We start from the raw sequence: 20,580 nt of genomic DNA on the forward strand, positions 1-20,580 counted from the left end.
AGTAGCATATGTGGTATTTCGCTTGGATCCTTGGCGTATTACTAGCGTGTTCATTCGGTATTTTAAATGCCATGTGGCTTGAGTCTACCGAAGACATGGACCGCCCTGAAGACGCCGAATAGCTAAGTAATAGCAGTACTTATGGCGTAGTTAACACGCAAATGGCAACGAGCTAACGATTTTAATGCTCGTTGCCTGATTTGACCCGCCATTTAAATCGGTTTTTTGAACCGCATTCCTGACCGAAAGACAGTGCGATAAAGTAAATGAAAAAGTTAAACAGACAGACATTTCAAGCTGGGTTTAATCAACTTGATAACACGCTTAAGCTTGGCGTGCGAAGGCAGGTTTTGATAATCACTTTAGTGAAGTGTGTGTCGCTTTTTTCTCTTATTATCGCTTTCTATTTTTTCGCTCACGCCATGCATGAATGGGTAGTAGATACCCATAAAGCAAGCCAATTCCATATTATAGGTTTATCCGTTGCGCTGTTTATAAGTTGGTTAGCGCAAGGGTTGGTAAACACGCTTACATTGTCATGTAAGAGTCAGTTGATGCAGGCTATGGAGCAAAAGTTACAACTTATTTTCGCCGAGCAACAGCATGCCCTCATTCGTCAGCATTCGCTTTTTTACTGGCAAACACTTTGGGTGAAGCATATTCGCGCTATTGCCAATTGGGCTTTCGATTACCGCGTACAGCAATATGTTGCTGTACTTGTCCCTTTGATGGCGTTAGTCGTTATTTTTTACGTTAACCCCGTAATAGGTATGGGGTTAGCTATCGCCCTCCCGATTGTTCCTTTATTTATGATCATTGTCGGGAAAGGCGCCGCCAGCCTACATCGCAAGCATTTCGTGGCGCTTGAGCGACTAGGTGGGCTTTTTACCGATAGGCTCAACGCACTGCCTTTAATGGCAAGTTATCGTGCGCATAATACTCAGATGCGGCTGCTTAATAATGCCAGCGAACAACTTAATCAACGCACCATGCGGGTGGTGGGTGTCGCCTTTTTATCCTCTTCAGTATTAGATTTTTTTGCCACCTTATCGGTAGCTTTAGTCGCGGTATTTATCGGGTTTTCACTATTAGGCGAACTTAATTTAGGGCCGGATATTTCCTTGCAGCAAGGGCTTTGGGTGTTGCTTACTGTACCGCTGATCTTAAGCGAAATGAAAAAACTTGGGCAGGTTTATCATCAAAAAGCCGAGGCAGAAGCGGCCAGCGAGTGTTTATTTTCGTTGTTTAATACATTGAACGACAATGCGCCAGCGCATAAAGGGGAAGTAAAAAAGAGGGGAGTGACAAACAAACCGTTTTCAGGGTTTGATGCGCAAGACTTTCATGCCTCTAACTTGCTTAGTGCCAACCACCTTAAAATTGCAGTAGGAGACCATATTCGCTTAAACGGTGTTTCTGGTAGTGGTAAAACGGTATTGCTAGAGGCGTTAGCTGGTCATCGTCAAGCCTCACACAGCTTTGATGGAAACTGCGTATGGGTAAGCCAAACCCCCGTTATTTTACCGGGTAGCGTAAGAGACAACCTTTTACTTGATGCCCACTATTGCGATAGCACATTGTGTGAGGTGCTAAATTCAGTTGAATTAGCCGATTGGCTTTCATCGCTGCCTGATGGTTTAGACACATTAATGACTGAGTACCCGAGCCTTTCAGGCGGTGAAGCGCAGCGGCTAGCGTTGGCGCGCGGTCTATTGAGAAACCCAGATATTTGGTTGTTAGATGAGCCTACCGCGCATATTCCCGATGAACAACATCATCGCCTTTCACAGCTCATTGCTCGCGTCACGCAAGGCAAAACCGTTGTTTGGGCATCGCATAAGCTATTGCCTGCGCATTGGTTTGACACCCATTGGCATGTTGCAGACGGTGAGGTAACAGTGAAATGAAATCCAAACCGTTAAAGCCTGCTGCATCTGCGCAAGGTACATCTACATCAAAAGCGTCTTCATCACTAACCGGGCAGACATCAATGGCTGCGTATGGCGCGCTGGGTTTGGCCTTGCTTCATGGTATAGCGGGTTTGAGTATTCTTATCATATCATCTTGGTTTATTGCCATTAGCGCAATAGCCCCGATAGGGTTTAACTACGTGATCCCTGCGGTGGTGATTCGTGGGCTCGCACTACTTCGTATCGCTTCTGGTTACACCACCATGTGGCTTGGACACAACGATTTGTTAACCCGAATTGCCAAAGCACGGTTAGCTGTGTTTGAGCAATTAGCAGCAAAACGCCTTGAAAGCAAAGCATGGACAGTTGAAGCGCTCGCGAACCACACTGAGCAACTTGCCTCAGCTTTTATTGCGTGGGTTTCGCCATTAGCCTCGGTTACGCTGCTAATGACAGGCCTGTTGCTCACGGGGTACTTCATGAATGTGCCAGGTTATGGTTTTTTCATCGCCCTAGGCATAGTGTGGTTGGTAATTAGTGTTATTACTGCGGTTTACGGACTGAAAGCCGTGGCTAGTTCGGCTGAGGAAGAACTTGATTTTCGGCAACAAAGCGCGACGTTTTTTCAAGCAAGTAGCTTATGGCACCTTAAGTCAAAAACGGTGAAGGGCTTGTTTAATGCACCCTCTTCTCAGCGCGTACAAGATGCACAACTAAAAGAGCAGGCACTAGTGTCTAAAGCTATGTGGCTGTTCCAAGGTGGCGTGTTCACTTTAGTGGCGTTGGTTGTTTTTACTGCCAATACGGCAGCCTATTTTGTTCCGCTCGCATTCATTACGCCAATGGTGCTATTGGCTGCACCAGACTGGGCGAACGCCACTTTCAGCAGTGTCGTGAAGCTTGCTAAGTGGCGACATAGCAAGGCAGAGCTACACGCAATGCACATCCAGCCCTTGCCCTTACTAAATGCCCATAAACCCAGCATGTCACTTTCTTTAACGGGTTTTATCGCTAAAGAAAGAAACCTACCAGCGGTCAATATGCAGTTTAAGGCATTAGGGCTGAATGTGATTAAAGGCTATTCGGGATGCGGCAAGTCGAGCGTACTACAAGCAATATGCGGGCTCCTTCCTTTTGAAGGCCGACGCTCTATAGACAATGTTGCCACCCCGCAAGGCATGCTAGAAAAATGGCTTTATGTTGAACAGCAGCCCATCATTTTGGCCGGTACGATTAAACTCAATTTAGATCCGGCAGCGTCTGGAATAAGCGAAGATGCCATGCACAATGCTTTAGCTCGGGTTGGTTTGCAGCACCTTACTGCCTTGACAGAATGGGTTGGTAAAGGAGGAAGGGCTTTATCTGGCGGTGAAGGTAAGCGTTTAGCATTGGCCAGAGCCTTATTAGCGATGCCCGATGTGTTGTTAATTGATGAACCTTTTGAAGGGCTAGACTACGAAGCACAACAGCGCGTTGCCGAGGTCATCAATGAGAGTGCGCATTCGCGGTTAGTCATTGTTGCTACCCATGTTGTTCCTGTGGCCCTACAACCAAATGCAACGTTCTCGCTTGATGAAAAAGGTCATCAGAGTAAATCTCACCCCAGCCTTCATACTCAACGAATTGGCACCCAGCAAAGTCATAACCAACTAAGTCATAACCAAATAGAACAGGCCCATCAACAGACGGTTGGCCAAGGTGAATTACCGCTAACTCCGCCGGTTTACTCAACGCTTACGCCTAATGAGCAACAGCAACAAACATTGGCAGAGCTACAACACCATGAGCGTAACAGGGTGCTTGGCTTTAAGCCGCGATAAATGACAAGACGCGATGAGATACGAATGCATACTGTTTTTTGTTAAGCCGCAAGGGCAAAAGCTAATAAAAAAAGGCGCCACAAAGGCGCCTTAAACACACATGTATAACTTGGTTTTAGAACTTAGCGCGTAGCTGCACACCGAAGTAACGGTCTGCATCACGAGGGATTTGATAACGGAAGTTATCGCCGCTGTAGGTGGTTACATAGCTTTCGTCAGTTAAGTTCTTACCGATAAGGCTGATACGGTAGTCATCATCTTGGAACGAAAACGCTAAGCTTGCATTCACAATGGCGTAGTCAGGTAATACTGCCGGGTCGTTTTCTTCGGCAAACGCACCAGGCGCACCCACGAACATTTCATCAGTGTAAACGTACGAGCCGTTTAAAATGATGTCCATGTTGTCCATTTCCCAAATGTACTCACCGGTTACAGAGTATTTCAAGTCTGGAGAGAAAGGTAAATCAGCACCTGAGCGACCAGTACACTCGGTATCGGTATCGGTTACTGGGCATAAGAACTCATCAACTTCAGCATCTACTTTCGATAAACCACCGGTTAACGAGAGGTTATCTGTTGCTTGCCACATGAAGTCAAATTCGAAGCCTTGGGTAGTAACAGAGCCCGCGTTGGTTAAGCGAGAGATAGTCACTGAATCGAGTAACTCTGAGTTATTTGCTTGAAAACCGTCAATATCAGTTCTAAAGATAGCGGCGTTAAATATTACGCTGCGGCTTGCGTATTTATACCCTAACTCATAGGCATCTGATGTCTCTTCACCAATAGGTAAGGTATCTTTGTCTGACATGTTGTAAAACACGTTAAACGCAGGGCCTTTATAACCTTGTGAGAAGGTAAAATACGTCATGCTGTTATCGGTTAAGTCATACTGCATGCCTAACTTACCCGATACATTTGTTTCATCAGTCTTACCGCTGTAGTCAGTATCGAAGCTACGTACACCTACACCAGTACGACTGTATTGGTCATTACTGCTGCGGTTATGTGAGTAGCTAACTTCGTCATCGGTATAACGAATACCGAATAGCAGACGCAAGTCGTCATTAATATGGTATTTACCATCAGCAAATAATGCCCAGTTATCAAACTGCGTTTCCATGTAAGCCGTTGCGCTAACAATATCGTTTGAGTTACAGCTTAGGCCTTCATCAGCAATGTACTGATTCGCTTGATCATCAGTTGGGTCTGCAATGCCAAACGTGTCAGTTAAGTAAGCTTTGATAGCCTTAGAGAATTGGGAATCGTTATTTTGACAACTTGCATCACGGGTAAAATTACGCTCAGATTTTTGGGTCCACCAGAAAGCCCCCACTTGATAATCGAATGCCTCACCTACAGGCGATGCAATACGGAATTCTTGTGAGGTTTGTTTCCAGTTTTGTGCGCCAATATCATGTAACTGGAACGGTTCGCCAAACACAGGGAAAGGACGTGTGCCTGCTGTTGATGTGAAGTCACCTTCACGGAATTCTGTATTGTCCCAATCGCGGTAAGCCGTAATCGACGTAAACTGATGGTCACCAAACATGGTGTCAACTTGCATTGAGAAGCCTGTGGTTTCATCTAATGTGCGAGTTTCAAAGTCATGATCAATAAGGCGCTGTTCTAAATCTAAGTCTCCATCACCAGTACTGTCAGGCAGCGCTTCAGAATCAGGGTGACGGTTACTTGGTGAAAGTTCTAAATCGGCACAACAGCTGTCATCAGATTTTACGTTTTCAAAGATGAAAAGCACATCAGTGTCGTTACCCGCTTCGATATCAAGCATGGCACGAACGCCTTCTTTATCGTAGCCGTTGGTCATTTCATTGTTATAAACGTTTTTAATATAGCCGTCGAACTGTGATTTAAGTACGGTTAGGCTACCGTTTACATTATCGTTCAAGGCACCAGATACACTGGTTTTTAAACGGTATTCATTATCTTGAAATAGGCTGATTTCGGCAGTCCCTTCAAATTCATCAGAAGGGCGTTTAGTGGTAATATTAACCACACCGGCAGACGCATTTTTTCCAAACAAAGTACCCTGCGGGCCCCGCAATACTTCAATGCGTTCAAGGTCATATAAATCTACGAATGCTTGGCCTGAACGTCCTAACACCACGCCATCTACTACCGTTGATACACTTGGCTCGGCGGCAACACTAAATGAAATAGTACCAATACCCCGAACGGTAATGGCTGAGTTTCGTGTAGTGTTACCTTTTCGAAAACTAACCGATGGGACTAACGCTTGTAGACCTTCAATGTTTGAAGCGAACGCTGAGTTAATTTGATCTTCACGCAAAACTGAAACCGCAACAGGCACTTCATTTAAGCTTTCTACACGTTTTTGTGAGGTAACGGTTATTTTTTCCAGCCCTTTAGGTTCAACAGGTTCTGCTTCTTGAGCGCTGGCTGCAAAGCCAATGGTCATACAAGTACCAATGGCTAATGCCCGAGTAATACTTGAATGTAGTGTGCTAGGTCTTAGTAGCATGGTTTTCTCCACGAATTCTTTTTTATGGGTTTAGTCCAGTTATATTTGCCGTGTGTCCGACGGTCTTCTCTTCAATTTCGCTTACGATGTAGTTAACGCGTAATGCTTATTTATCTTATTGTCTTGCTCATTTGTCTTATATAAGACAGAAGATAGTCAAAATTTAACCAAAAAGTAAATCAATTGCAATCTTTTTGTTAATTAAGTCTTTAATGACTGCAAAGTGAGCGTGAATTTAATTTTTCGTGTTTAACTTGTTGTTATTTATGTATTTATATGGATTTTTGGCGGGTAGTGTTAGTTCGTGAATAGTCGCTATATGTTTTATTTATACAAGTTTATAACAATAAAGCTGCTGGTTTGTCTTGCATTAGACCGGTAAATTTAGGGGTTGTAGAGGCATAAAAGTAGGGTTGTCTTAATTTAATGAGTAATTTGGTTAATGTGCTTTTAATGCTATCCCTAAAGTGTCACAGTTATGTGAGCATAATTATTGATTTAACTAGGAATATCAAAATGTATGGAAGGAAGTTAGGTATGGGTGTGAGTAAAAATATTTTGTTTAAAGGTCTATGTATTGTGTTATGCATAGGTAGTGCGACGGGCAGTTATGCAGAGAATAGAATTGATACTCAACGCTCTGATGCACCAGCACTTTCAGCCTATGGCGAGTATGCTATTGGGGTGCGCAAGCTTGAGGTGGTCAATCCTAAGCAGATTGATATTCTTGCTCTTGATGCTACCAAGGCTAAGCCAGACCCACTTCCTACTTATGACCGCTCACTAACCCTAGAGGTTTGGTATCCGGCAGAGCAAGGCAGTACTGGCAATACAGTGTTAAACGCATTTATACGCGATGGTAAACAGCAGGTTGAACTGCACGGTAAAGCAGTAAGAGATGCTGCACCTTTAGAAACCAAAAAAGCCTTTCCATTAGTGTTGGTATCTCATGGATACCCTGGTAACCGTTTTTTATTGTCACATTTAGCGGAAAATATCGCCTCTAAAGGTTATGTAGTAGTGTCGATTGACCACACCGACTCTACCTATCGTACACAAGCGGCCTTTGCATCTACGTTAGTGAACCGCTCTGTCGATCAGCTTTTCGTGCTATCGCAAATTGAAACCATGGCGAAAGATGAAGGTTCATTTTTGTACCAATTAGCCGATGCCAGTAACACAGGTATTATTGGCTACTCTATGGGTGGCTACGGTGCGGTAATCAACGCGGGGGCGGGCATTACCGAACAAGCGGTAAATAGCAAACTGAGTGCGCCATTTGGTACTTTGGCTCGCCATCAAACCGGTATTAGAGACAAGGTAGACTCTCGTGTTAAAACCATTATTGGCTTTGCACCTTGGGGCATGAACTATCGCATGTTTAATTTAGACAGCGTGGCTATTCCTATGATGCTGGTAGCAGGTTCACAAGATGATGTGTCCGGGTATAAAAACGGCGTGCGCGCTATTTGGGAAGGGGCAAAAAACGTAGATCGCACTTTGTTAACCTTCGATAACGCAAACCATAATGCGGGTGCAGTTATGCCAGCACCTGAAGAATCTTTCGTATTTGATGAAGCACTAGGTTTTGATGTCAGCTCACACTATATTGACGCGGTGTGGGATAACGCACGTATGAATAACATTGCACAGCACTTTGTTACCGCATGGTTAGGTAAATACCTTAAAAATGATAGTGGTATGCAAGCTTATTTAGACCTAGTACCAGTATCAAATGACGGCGTGTGGGCTATGGGTGAAGACGGAACACCGAAGGCAGAGCATACGTATTGGGAAGGTTTCCCTCATCGTACGGCAAAAGGGTTGAGGTTAGAGCAACTGCCAGCAGTGAAATAGCAGTTTCGACGTGTCACTCGGCGGCTTTGAAGTCGCTAGCGTGAAAAAGCAGTTACAAAAAAGCGGCGTAGAGGTTAACTCTACGCCGCTTTTATTTTTTCTAGCTAGTGCTTTTAATTTTAGCTTCTAAGTACAGCTTTTAACGACGACCCTTAACTACTGTTTTAGGGCCTACAACATCAGAAAGTGTAGCGCGCACCAAAGGTGTAGCGAGGACCATATTGACGAGCAAATAAGAACTGCTCTTCAAAACGTCCGTAACCTTGCTCGGTTTCATCGTTAATGTTCACACCTTCAAGGAACACGGTGAGGTTTTCGTTCACATCGTAGTTCACGCTGGCATCAACTTGCCCATAAGTATCGAACTGGGTTGCTGGGTTATCTGCAGAACCTTGCGCTTGGCCAATTCCCACGACGTAGTCAGAGCGCCATGCATAAGTCACCTTCACAGATAAGCCTTCTTTTTCGTAAAACACTTGGAAGTTAGCCGAATCACTAATACCCACAAGCGGGTTTTGCTCAGAGCTTAAATCGTATGGGTCATACTTCACATCGCCATCTACAAACGTTGCGTTTGCACCTACACCAAAGCCAGTATCACCGAAGGTATGTTGAACCGCGAGTTCAATACCTTCTACTGTGCGCGTATCGCTTAGGTTACGAGGCTTAGTCACACGCCATGTAATTAAAGGATCATCAGCGTTAGGGGTAACTACGCCATCAGCATCTGCATAGCCGTTATCTACAAAGTATCCGTAAATGGCGCTGTCAGTCGCTTGCACGCCAGCCGCTTCAAGTGCCGATACTGCTTCGTTCCAACGAGGGCCTTGGTAAATATCATTCAAGCCTTCAAAGGTCTCTTCCGACGCTGAGTAGTCAATATAGTTTTTAACTGACTTTTTAAATAAACCAACAGACGCGTAACTCGCTTCGTCGTAATACCACTCAAAAGAAAGGTCAAGATTCGTCGATTCATATGGCAACAAACTTGTGTTTCCTTCTGTTGCCGTACGAGAACCAATTTTGGGGCTTCCACTGAACGAACGGCCACCTTGTAGTAGGCCGATAGGTGCACGAGTAATCGATTTACCCCAAGAAAAACGGGCGACTACATCGTCTGTCACGTCTACTTTAATATCTAACATCGGTAGCAGTACATCGTACTCACCCGTAAAGTCTTGAAGCTGTAAATCAGCCTCAAATTGGGTTATCCACTCTGATGCCGCTACCCAATTGACTTGTGTTGGCACGCGAACTTCGGCGGCGCTAGGGACTTCGGTTTCTTCATAACGCAGGCCAGCGTTCACTTGAACATAATAATCGCTAACTTCGAATTCCCACTCTGTTTGTACATAAATAGAGTCGGTAGTCTCTTCAACATTACTCACTGACGGGTCGCCACTAAAATAAGGGTCAATCGAGTAAGCATTGCTTTCACCTACCACGTCAGCGGTAAGGTAAGCGAGTTGACGAGCAATAGCTTCATCAAAGTCGAAGGTATAGTAATAGCCAGGATTCATGCTAGCGCCGCCACCAGAGAAGGCATCTAAGAAGCCACTGGTATCGTTTCTAACAAACATGTCATCTGGAAAAATTTCAGTGAAAGAAGGATTAAAGCCGGGGCCGCCACGCAAGCCACTCCATGCTGTAAACCCTGTTAGGCTTTGCTCGGTACGGGCAATACCGAAATCAATTTTTACCAACGGAATATCAAAGGCTGAGTTAAACCATGTTCCGTCTAATTGAAGCTGCTCAATGTCAGAGCGGCCCGGAGAATAGATGAACTGGCTGAAGTTAGAATCAATTTCACCTGGGTTGATCTCGTTGGTGCCGTTATTCCAGTTAACGTAAACCTGTGGAATTTCACCTTCACGGTAATCATAGACCTTAGAAATAAGCTGATCAGAACCCAAAATAATCTGGCCTGAGCTACCTAGGCCTTCATCGTAGCCATTGTCTGTTTCATTATACGAATCGTGGTAATCAAGGGTGAAAAACCAGTCGTCATTTAATTCCCAATCTAAGTTTACACCCAAAGAGCGAGCATCAACCCGTGTTGTATTTCTGCTTGCGGTAAAGGATGCATCGTCGCCGCTAATATCAGCATAAACCGCGGTACCGTTAGCATCTAATTCGTAGGCATTGATGTTAGAACCAAAGTTATTCCATATACCCCAGCCAACCGTATTTGTGCCAGTAGTGGCGCGGGTAGCGGTGTAATCAACGGTAGCAGTGAAATTATCGACAGGGCGGAATTGAAAGGTAACTTGACCATTTGAGCGTTCGCGCTGTACATCATTAATGCTGTAATTCATGTCTTTTGCAAAGAATGCAGCATCAGTAATATTAGTACGGTTATCTACAACGTTAGCAGCATCTAAATCAGGTAAATCGGCGTTTTCTTGCAACACCCAACCTTGTACGCTGGCGGCTTGTTGTTGGAAATCGCGTTCTTGATGAGAAAAAGACACCCCAAAACCAAACATATCGTCAACGAAAGTGTTGCTGTAAACACCAGCAATTTCTGGTGTTACATCATCGCCTTCAACATTAGAGGTATCGTAAATGCCTTTTGCTGAAAACGAGGCTTGTTGGCCAGGGCGAGAAAGCGGCTTCATGGTAATGATGTTTACCGTCGCACCTAACCCACCACTTGGGTTTTCCGCACGTGCTGTTTTGTGTAACTCAAGGGTACTAACCCCTTCAGAAGACAAGTTCTCTAGGTTAAATGAACGGGTAAAGCCTGTACCTGGCATTTGACGACCGTTAAGTGTCACCAAGTTAAATTCTGGGCCAAAACCACGTACGGTAATTTGGCTACCTTCACCGTTAGAACGGCTGATAGTCACACCGGTAATACGCTGTAATGATTCTGCTAAGTTAGTATCAGGAAACTTACCTAGCTCTTCTGCAGAAATAGCATCTACAACACCGCTTGAGCTTCGCTTTAAATCCATTGAACGAATCATACTGCCGCGAATACCGCTAACTTGAATAACTTCAACTTCATTCGGTACGCTGTTGTCTAAGGCAGCCGTTTCTGATGTTTGAGTTTCTGGTCTTTCTACTTCTTGCGCATATGTAGAAAATGCCAAAGTTGAACCCAACAACAAAGCCATTGATGTGGCGAGCTGGGTCTTTTTAAATGTTGTATTTTTCATAATTGACCTACTAAATCTTTATCAATTTATTGCTGCCGCTTGAGTGTGCAAGCGGCAGAAGCTTTGTTATTGCGCTGCAATTTCAGCATTGTCTACACGGTATACCGCACCTTCACCTTGTCCCCACGTAGGGAATATCATCACTACATCGATGGCGCTTATGTCTAAGCCCGCGTCATACAATGTTTGAAGTGAGAAGGTGTAGGTTTGCCATTCGCCCGTTACTGGTTCGGCGCCTTCAAGGCTTTCTGAGATAGGAAGCTCGACAGCGCTTGATGTATCGCCAGACTCAATTTTAAATAACCAAGGGGCTGAAGCATCGTTAGGCGCCGAGCTTACTTTCATTTCAAAGCGCACTACGCCTGTTGAAAGTAATGAGGAGGCATCAAAGTACACATCTTCATCGGCAAGAAAGCCCATTACGGTAGGTGTTGCGCCAATGCGGAATTCAGCCACTGTGCCGTGATCGGCATCATCCACCTCTTCTGTAGGAGTAGAGCCGCCACAGCAATCCCAAATAGACCATTGGTCAGCCGCGGTATCGGCAAACAGAGTTAGTTCGGTTGCCGCAGGTGTATCGCCATCTGGGTGGTAAAATTTCACGTTATCTAAGCGATAAACTGCACCTTCACCTGCGCCCCACGCTGGGAACACCATAATGACATCAATGGCGCTTAGGTCTAGGCCAGCAGCTTGTAAATCAGCAATAGGGAAGGTGTAAGTTTGCCATTCACCGGCAGCGGGTGCTTGTCCTTCAACGCTATCAGAGATAGGTAACTCAACCGCAGTGGCACCGTCACTCGACTCAATCTTAAATAACCAATCGGCACTTGCATTGTTCGGCATGCTAACAACGCGCATATCGAATTGTAGCAATCCGCCATCTGCTAACGCAGATGCATCAAATGGCGTGTCGCCACCGCCTGACGCTGAACGGGTAATAAAGCCCATCACAGTAGGTTCTGCGCCAATACGGAACTCAGCGGTTAAACCATGCTCTTCATTGTCGATTTCTTCTGTAGGCGTTGAACCGCCACAGCAATCCCACATTGGCCATTCAGGGTTCATTTCATCTTCAAATATCACCAATTCTGGGTAGGCAGACTCTTGTGAAATTTCAACATTTGCTAAACGATAAACGGCGCCATCGCCTGCACCCCAATCGGGGAATACCATAATTACGTCAATAGCGCTGGTATCTAGCCCCGCATCTGCTAGTGCACTTAATGGAAACTCATATGATTCCCATACGCCTTGCTCAGGGGTATCGCCAGCCGTGTCATTAGGACCTACATAGCCATCCGCTAGCGGCAATGTAGCTGCAGTAGTGCCTTCGCTACTTTCTATTTTAAACGACCAATTCGCGGCTGTATCGTTAGGCGCTGACATCATCTTCAGGTCGAATTTTACGCTACCGTTTTCTTCCATCGGTGAGGCGTCGAAGGGTGATGCTTGACCTGCGGGGTCGGTAATAAATAGCTCGCGGCTAATAAAGCCCATCACAGTAGGTTCTGCACCAAAGCTGAATTCATATACCTGACCTTCAGCACTATCTTCCACTAGTGTAGGAGTTGAACCTCCGCAGCAATCCCATGCCGGCCAATTAGGGTTAGTGGTGCCATCAAAAATAGTAAGGTTTTCTGCAATGCCTGTTGAGGGTGGAGAAGGAATGGGAGCCGCACCTTCTACCAATGCATCGTCTAGTGAGTCGTAGCCTGGGCGTACAGTTTCACATCCTGCACCCGTATCTGGGTTTGAGGCACATTCGTAAACCCGAACATAGTCGATATCAAAGCTCTGGCCATTTTCAAACGCACTGGCATCAATGCCCGTTTCGTTTACCGCTTCAGGCCATTCTCCACCTACTGCTAGGTTTAGAATTAGGTAGAACTCTTGATCGTATGGTGCGTTGTCCCAGTGAGTCACTAGCTCGCCAGTGCCTTGTTCGAAGTACTCGGTGTACCAACCACGATGTGACAAGCCTGTGGCTTCGCCATTACTGTTGTAACGTACTTCAGAACGACGCTGAGTGGCATACAAGTAATCGTCCATATACCAACGAATTTCGCCTTCTTGCCATTCTATCGCGTAGGTATGAAAGTCATCTGCAGGGTTTGCGCCATCAGGCAGTGAATAGGCTTGGCCTGAGCTGTCATTGTTTGGCCATTCTTGACCATAATGCAAGGTGCCGTAGATATGCGCTTCAGGGTTGCCATCTGCATCGGCAGCTTTAAGGTTAACCGCTTCAAAAATATCAATTTCACCCGAACGCGGCCAGCCACCATACACTTCGTCGGTAGGCATCATCCAAAATGCTGGCCAACTGCCTTGACCCGAAGGCATTTTAGCGCGCATTTCAATGCGGCCATATTTAAAGTCTGCTTTGTAACGAGTAATTAAGCGGGCTGAGGTATAAGGCTTTTGTGCACCCTCTTCAGCGGGCAATGCAACAATGCTTAATGCACCATCACTAATGAATGCGTTTTCGTCGCTATCGGTATAGCACTGGGCCTCGTTATTGCCACCGCCATCGCAGTTAACTTCGTGTGTCCAGTTATTATCGTTAATGGTCGCGTCTTCGAATTCGTCGCTCCACACTAATTCCCATCCTGTGGTAGGGGCGCTAGTGTCAACGGCGTCTATATCTGTAGAAGTGGTTGCTCCACCGCCACAGCCAACCAAAGTTGTGACCGTTAACGCGGCAGCAATCCGAGAAAGTTGAGTTACATTTTTAGTCATTATCTTCAGCCCTAATGCTAAGTAAATGGTTATCTAAAACGCCGCGTTGGCCACGTCGAGTTATGTTTTGTAAGCGCTTCCATTTGAGCTTGTTATTTTTCTGTTTGAAAGCGCTTACATAAGATTAATGCACGTTAATTGAAAGATCAACAACACTCTTTGATATTTTTTAACATTTGGTTTACTTGGTACGAGTGTGGTTGTGCGATATGTAGTTTTAAATAACTGAAAATTATGATTTTTATTTACACGGAAGCAAGATTGCTGTAATTAATACAAAAAATTAACCTTGTGTTCTGGTGAATAAAAATAAAATGTTAATTGATTAGTTGGAAGGTTATTGGCAGAAATTTATTACCTTTATTGCGTCAGAAAATCATAATGCGAAGATATTCATACCAACGCTTAACCCGTCTTTGGTATTGCATATAGCATTAGGCTTTGAAATGCGTTTTTCGTCTTTCTAATAGAAGGTGGCATGCATCCAAGATAACGGCTTCAATAATAGTGCCTAATGTTTTATGAGTAAGCTTTCACGCGTGACAGAAAACGGGCCGCTACGGTATTTGGCATCGTAATAATCATCACGACAAACTGAAGTATCAGCAGCGGGAGCAACTAGGCGGTAGAACGAAGGAGACTCATTGTTATTAGGCAAGAGCATCAGTTCAGGATGTTGAATAAAAATGGTTGGATTAATTGAGCTAAGTGCCTGATAGGCGGCAAGCTGACAAACGCGTTCAGCAGAACTTGATTCTATTTGATGAAGTGAGTGCCTAATAAGTTCTTGTATATCCTCTAGTATTGATTCTAAACGCCAATGCGCACCAGTATATCGCGTAGATGGACTTATAAATGCGTGGCTAAAGGCGGGGTGTTGATTGAGCTTTTGCAATATCATTTTTGCTTCGCTAAATAGGTCAAATCTTCCTACCGTCACATAGGTTAATGCAGTGCTATGATTGCGATGAAATTGAATTGACTCAGGGGCGATGGGCAAATGCTTCATCACTTCAAAAATAGAGCGAGAATGCCTGAATATACCAATTTGTATTTCATATTTATGAGCGGTATCGGGGCTTGAAACAGGCTCAATGGTTGCGGAGTTGGCCGCAAGGTTTTCGTTCGGTAAAGAGGTTTCTCGTGCAAGCAAAATATCATCTATAAAAACGGAATCGCCATGTGCTGGGGCGGTAAATGCAAGGGTGCTGGATTTAATCGTTAAGCCTTGCTGAATGAGGTAGTCCTCATCTATTTCAATGCGGTACTCACCAGGAGGAACAGCATTAACATAGAAATAGCCGTCGCTCTCTGTTCGCGTTTTAACTACTATTTGTTCAGTATTGTCGATAAGCGCTATGTCAACATAAGCCGCGCCACGGCTAGAAGAATCACCTACTAGATAAATGGTTCCTTCAACATCATTAAAGGTATGTACTGGGAATTGAGTTTCATTAACCCCGCCTGCGTGGGTCAGTACTTGTACTTTTCCAGAGGCTGGCAACATATAGGGGTCAGGAAGCGAATCAGGTGTTAAGGTGAGGTTTTGTGTTCTGGCTCCCGTATTGAGCCTGACCATTCCATTTGCGTCGGTACTTTTATCACGCCATAGTGAGCTTCCAGTAAACGTGACGCCTTCGATAGGCATTTCGTTAGGGTCTTTGCGTAAATTTCGATTATCGTCAAGGAAGGCAAAAGCATCTATACGCCCAGCAGTGGCACCCGCCGAACGTTCAAAATTCAAACTCTGTGTATAAGGGTTAACATTGGTATTGCCGGTTAAAGAAAGGTTTACTGACCAGTCTCCACCCTCCATGACGCTGGCTGCCAATCCAATGTTCAGCGATTCAAAGCGCCAGTTGTGTTGGTGTCTAATTTCTAAAGCATTGTCAGTGTCGTTTCTATAACGTAAGCGAGTTTCGCGATGTTGGGAGAGCGATTGCGGCCATCGCATCGACACATAGAAATTATCAGTTGAAAAGCGATCTGAAGGAATAAAGTTCCACGCACTAGAAAGGTTCCACCCATTAACATCTTTTGCGTAATACAATCGGCCCGTGACCGCAGAGCTACTGTTGTTAGAGACGCTAAACCCTGAAGCAAACGTCCCGCCCAGAAAGTTGTCATTTACATTTACGCTTAGCGCACTTTGGGGCTCATCGACTTCATAGGCTCTGTGGGTCATACTGGCGTTCCAGCCAAAGCGGCCTAGCCATTCAGTTTTGCCGTTCAAACGTAACGACGAAATGTGCTTAATGTCATCATCTTGTGAGTATGCATCACTATAAAAATTGTTGAAGTAGCGGGTAGCAAAGTTCATGTTGAGGTTATTGCTGAACCTACCGTTCCAGCCTAAAAACATACCGTAACCGCCAGTATCCTGATTTGATACCTCAAATTTGAGCGCCGAGCCAAAAAGTTGGGTATTAATACCGGCAGTGACATACGAGGCAATTTCATCTTCCAGCCAAAGGCGTTGAACGCTAGCAGATAAGGTAGCGCTATCGGTAAGACCGTAGCCGAGCCTAGCGACAGTGGCTTTTCCAATCCCAGTTGTAGATACTTGACCATCAAGTAAGCGAAATTGATTGTCGGTAAGCCCAAATAAAAAATCGAACTTGCCCTGTCTTAGCTGATTATTACCCACATTGACGGTTTTAGTTCTAACCTCTTGCTGACCTTCAGGCCCATATAATTTCAATTCAAATAAGTTTGCCCCATAGAAGGTTTCTATATCTTCGAAAAGTACCTTGTTCTCCTCGTTACTAAATTGCTCATCGATAAATTGCCCATTTCTGAAGAGCTGTACCCGCCAGCCAGGTAATACGAATTCTTCAATGCTAGTGCTTGAAAAACTGCGCCGCTGCCGCGTATCTCCATTATGTACAATCAAGCCGAGTGACTGTCCAGAACGTGTAACAAGCTCATCTCTTTGCAGCTGTATATCGCCAAATTCGTAGGCAAAACTGTTTAACGCATTGTTAGTGTCTTGGACGTTTTCGTTTAAGGTTTTACCAAACCGCAGGTAATGGATACTCGTGTCATCAACTCTACTCACGCGAAGGTTTGCTGAATGATATAAGAAATCGAACCCTGCATTTATATTAGCGGAAAAGCGATTGTCGCTGGTGGCGCTATCCTGTTGTGATAAACGGTAAGTCACCAGTGGCGATGTGAAAAATTGATATTGATCTTCAACAACTTTACTTACAGGCACTACGTTAGGTTTAAAGTGAAGAGGCGGATTATCAGCGCTTGTGTTTGAAGATGAATTTAAGGGAAGCTGGCCAGTGAGGTTAAGCTGAAGCAACGTATAGTTAAATTGTTGTTCAATCTGCAATAAGGTAGCAATCATGCGTGTATCGATATAAATATCGAATTCATCGGCTGCCCAAAGAAACGCATCAGGCGGTGTATTATTCAGCGTGGGCAAGGTTTGATTAAATGCATAGTTGAAGCTGCAGAAATCAATACTACCTTGTGATTGTATAGTCCCTTGAGCCATTGATATTTCCCAATCTAAGGAGAGTGCATCGGCAAATAAAGACGCAGGGACGAGGTATCGTTCACCAACAGGGTAAACGTCAAAGCCGTCCCATAGGGGGCGGCCGTTAATGCGTAACACACTAATCAATAACTGATCTTCATCTAATGCCACCCGAGCCGTTGAGGAAAGGGGAGGACAGGGCTCAGCCCATGAGACGAACACAGTAAGACACAAGAAGATTAAGGATAGTATCCTCATGACACGTTAGCGGGTTGCTATTTTATAACGTGGTCAATAGATAGCGCTATGTCGCCACCGAATTTATCAATTTCAGTAAACCGAATAACAACAGGCCCTTTTTTGGCGTTTTGCAGGGGGATCAGGACTTTTCGACGTTCAAGAGGGCGATAAACTGCTACGTTATTCAGTACACCGATTTCTTCCCCTTCAGCATCTTCAATGATGAAGTTTCCAAATAATGAACGATTGCCTGAACGTTTTAACCAAACTTGTAAGTGTGGCTTTCCGTTGTAAATAATGGTGGATGGATTCACCATTGACGCTTCAGCAGTAATGCGTCCATGACGCACTATAATCGGAATATTGTATGCAAGTTTGCTGGCTAGGTTTACATTCGAGTTCGTACTAGGCGCTATTTCTGTGACTAAACGAAGGTTAGCTCGGTACTCACCGTCAACAAGTCCAGCAGGCTTTCTTAATGCGAAGCGCAGCGCTTGACGCTCTCCGGGTAGGATATTGCCACGTTTCGGTGAATATCTAATAAAAGTCGATGCCGTGAGCGGGTCTTCTGTTACCGCGTAAACTAACCCCTCTTCAGTCATCGCATTAATAGATAACTCTGCTCGGTAAGACATTGGCGTTGAGCTTGTGTTACGTATTTGGATAGAGTCTGAGCGGGATTTAGAATCAAAATAAATGCGAAATTTAGATAACGAAACATCTGCATTGGCAACATTGGAAAAAAATAGCGCAGCAGAGATAACAAGAAAAACAGAAAGACGAATAGGTGTTAACAGCCGTATCAGTATCATATTTACTTTTGATTTCGAGTATAGAAAAGAATAGGCGAACGCAGTTGGCTCGCCTCAAACGATTACTGGAACGTAACGTCAACTACATAGTTAGCGGTATAAGCGTCGCCTGGCGTTAATGCCGAATCAACCGTCATGTCACCATATACATCGATAGTAAGATCTGTACCTGATGCGTCTGTAGTAACCGCAGTCAATGTGCCGTCTGCGATATTGTCGTGTGTTGCCACAGCTGCATTGATGTCATAGTTCGCTTCAAAAGTAACATTGGTACCAGATGCACCAGTCACTGTGACATTCACAGGAACATTTGAAGCTAAGCCTGAAACCGTAATTAGACCAATAGCAATGTTCGCATTAGAAACATCGCAATCGCCTGATACAGTGCCCGCATTATCCATGGTACACACAGAGCCTACTGTTGGTTGCATGGCACCGAAGTGAAGCGTAGCAGTTTCTGCAATAGTCGCATCGGACATCGCGTCTACATTCGCTTGAAATGTTTCACTTGCTGCAAGTGTTGACGCAGAAATAGTAGAAAGTAGCGCTATTGTCATTATTCTTTTTTTCATTTTGTTTCCTCTCATACCTTTAGTCGGGGCTGCCTAACGAATTATTTTACAATTGTTCTAAAATCAGTGAGTTGCTGGGAAGCTCTTATCAGTACTCAATTGACAGCGAAAATATATAACCACAGTCTTTACCCTTTTAAAAGGCGTTAAACCTTATGCTTACTTATTGAATTTAATAACTATTATCGAGAGGAAAAAAATCATATTTTCAACGTATTGATTATGTTTAAGTTTTTTTAAAGGTACTTTTTAAAGTTATACTTTTGTATACAAGCATAAATTTTATAATTTTCAAATTTTTTTAAAAAAAATTTTTATTTGAGTAGGTAGATAGGCGTTTTTTGCATTTTATTGCTGTCTTGAATGTTTATGAAAATCTATTATCGCGCCACTAAGTTGACTTTAAACCAAGTGTTTTTCACTAGTATCGTGTTTTCATGGAAGCGGTTTATAATTTCAGTATGCAGTGGACATGCTATTAAAGGAGTGACACATCATGCACCACCATTCTCACGGGCATTCTCATGATCATGGGCACGAACATAGCCATGCAGAAACCGACAGTAGCCGCATAGGTTGGGCATTCTGGTTAAACTTCTGCTTCACCATTATTGAATTTATCGGCGGGTTGCTAACAAACAGTGTCGCTATTATGGCTGATGCGGTTCACGATTTGGGCGATACTCTATCAATTGGCCTTGCGTGGTACTTAAGTAAGCTTGGTCAGAAATCGGCTACCGACAAATATTCTTATGGTTTTAAGCGATTAAGCCTTTTGGGCGCCATGATCAATGGACTTATTCTTGTTGCTGGTTCGGCGTGGATATTATCTGAGGCGATCCCTCGGTTGGCAAACCCTGAAATGCCGATGACAGAGGGCATGATGGGCTTGGCAGTAATGGGCATTATCGTAAACGGCTTTGCGGCTTATAAGCTAAGTGGCGGCCATTCAATGAATGAAAAGGTGCTTAACTGGCACCTTATTGAAGACACCATGGGCTGGGTAGCGGTACTTATTGTGGCTATTGTTTTACATTTTGTAGAATGGCCTATTCTCGACCCAATTCTCTCTATTCTGTTCACGCTATTTATCTTATTCAACGTGTTGCGATACGTAGTGCAAACCATGAAGTTGTTTTTACAAGGCTCGCCAGATGATACCCAAAAGCAGGCTATTTCTGATGTTCTATTGAGTATGGAACACGTTGAAGAGCTACATCATGTTCACTTTTGGTCTCTTGATGGCGAACAGCATGTGTTAACAGCGCACGTGGTAATTAATTGCAGTATTGATAACACTAAACTTAGAGCGTTAAAGCAAGATGTATCAGACCGACTAGCGCCGTTTAATTTGGCCCACACTACCATTGAATTTGAATTGCCTGGTGAGCCTTGTCGAGATGACAACGACAACTTGCATGTTCACCCGCATCACCATGAACATGTTCATATTAAATAAAAAAGGCGGCCAAGGCCGCCTGT

Annotated in this window: 11 protein-coding genes; 5 read left to right on the plus strand and 6 right to left on the minus strand. The window is 44.4% G+C overall.

Annotated elements, in window-relative coordinates; translation table 11 throughout:
* The first annotated feature begins 8 nt into the window (after window positions 1-8).
* The 3 genes from cydX to R1T43_RS02050 all read left to right on the plus strand — a co-directional run bounded on the left by cydX (window position 9) and on the right by R1T43_RS02050 (window position 3,730).
* Entirely contained in the window at window positions 9-122 is a 114-nt protein-coding gene (cydX, locus tag R1T43_RS02040) for a cytochrome bd-I oxidase subunit CydX (RefSeq protein ID WP_317352367.1), read from the plus strand.
* A gap of 144 nt (window positions 123-266) precedes the next feature.
* Window positions 267-1,907 carry an ABC transporter ATP-binding protein/permease gene (locus R1T43_RS02045; RefSeq protein ID WP_317352369.1) on the plus strand — a complete coding sequence of 547 codons (1,641 nt, stop codon included), beginning with the start codon at window positions 267-269 and terminating at the stop codon, window positions 1,905-1,907.
* Window positions 1,904-3,730: an ATP-binding cassette domain-containing protein gene (locus tag R1T43_RS02050; protein WP_317352372.1), complete on the plus strand. Its 1,827-nt coding sequence runs from the start codon at window positions 1,904-1,906 to the stop codon at window positions 3,728-3,730. The genes R1T43_RS02045 and R1T43_RS02050 overlap by 4 nt, the downstream gene beginning before the upstream one ends.
* A gap of 115 nt (window positions 3,731-3,845) precedes the next feature.
* Here R1T43_RS02050 and R1T43_RS02055 read toward each other — a convergent pair whose 3' ends face one another.
* The gene (locus R1T43_RS02055; protein ID WP_317352374.1) at window positions 3,846-6,230 is read right to left on the minus strand and encodes a TonB-dependent receptor; all 2,385 of its coding nucleotides are present in this window, start codon (window positions 6,228-6,230) and stop codon (window positions 3,846-3,848) included.
* A 516-nt stretch (window positions 6,231-6,746) separates the two neighbouring features.
* Between R1T43_RS02055 and R1T43_RS02060 the strand changes: the two genes are divergently transcribed.
* Window positions 6,747-8,087 carry a dienelactone hydrolase gene (locus R1T43_RS02060; protein WP_317352377.1) on the plus strand — a complete coding sequence of 447 codons (1,341 nt, stop codon included), beginning with the start codon at window positions 6,747-6,749 and terminating at the stop codon, window positions 8,085-8,087.
* Window positions 8,088-8,266: 179 nt separating this feature from the next.
* Here the strand turns inward: R1T43_RS02060 and R1T43_RS02065 are convergent, their stop codons facing one another.
* The 5 genes from R1T43_RS02065 to R1T43_RS02085 form a co-directional block, all read right to left on the minus strand.
* A complete protein-coding gene (locus R1T43_RS02065; protein WP_317352380.1) occupies window positions 8,267-11,248 on the minus strand; it encodes a TonB-dependent receptor in 2,982 nt (993 codons plus the stop codon).
* Window positions 11,249-11,314: 66 nt separating this feature from the next.
* Window positions 11,315-13,987, minus strand: a complete 2,673-nt coding sequence (locus R1T43_RS02070; protein WP_317352383.1) for a family 16 glycosylhydrolase — start codon at window positions 13,985-13,987, stop codon at window positions 11,315-11,317.
* Between the two features lie 511 nt (window positions 13,988-14,498).
* Window positions 14,499-17,696, minus strand: a complete 3,198-nt coding sequence (locus R1T43_RS02075; protein WP_317352385.1) for a carboxypeptidase-like regulatory domain-containing protein — start codon at window positions 17,694-17,696, stop codon at window positions 14,499-14,501.
* A gap of 53 nt (window positions 17,697-17,749) precedes the next feature.
* The gene (locus tag R1T43_RS02080; protein ID WP_317352388.1) at window positions 17,750-18,526 is read right to left on the minus strand and encodes a hypothetical protein; all 777 of its coding nucleotides are present in this window, start codon (window positions 18,524-18,526) and stop codon (window positions 17,750-17,752) included.
* Between the two features lie 62 nt (window positions 18,527-18,588).
* A complete protein-coding gene (locus tag R1T43_RS02085) occupies window positions 18,589-19,098 on the minus strand; it encodes a hypothetical protein (protein ID WP_211070126.1) in 510 nt (169 codons plus the stop codon).
* A gap of 496 nt (window positions 19,099-19,594) precedes the next feature.
* Here R1T43_RS02085 and R1T43_RS02090 point away from each other — a divergent pair, with 496 nt between their 5' ends.
* The gene (locus R1T43_RS02090) at window positions 19,595-20,557 is read left to right on the plus strand and encodes a cation diffusion facilitator family transporter (RefSeq protein ID WP_317352392.1); all 963 of its coding nucleotides are present in this window, start codon (window positions 19,595-19,597) and stop codon (window positions 20,555-20,557) included.
* The last annotated feature ends 23 nt before the right edge of the window (window positions 20,558-20,580 follow it).

Origin of the sequence: Alteromonas sp. CI.11.F.A3 (genome assembly GCF_032925565.1) — a bacterium.
Lineage (GTDB): Bacteria > Pseudomonadota > Gammaproteobacteria > Enterobacterales > Alteromonadaceae > Alteromonas.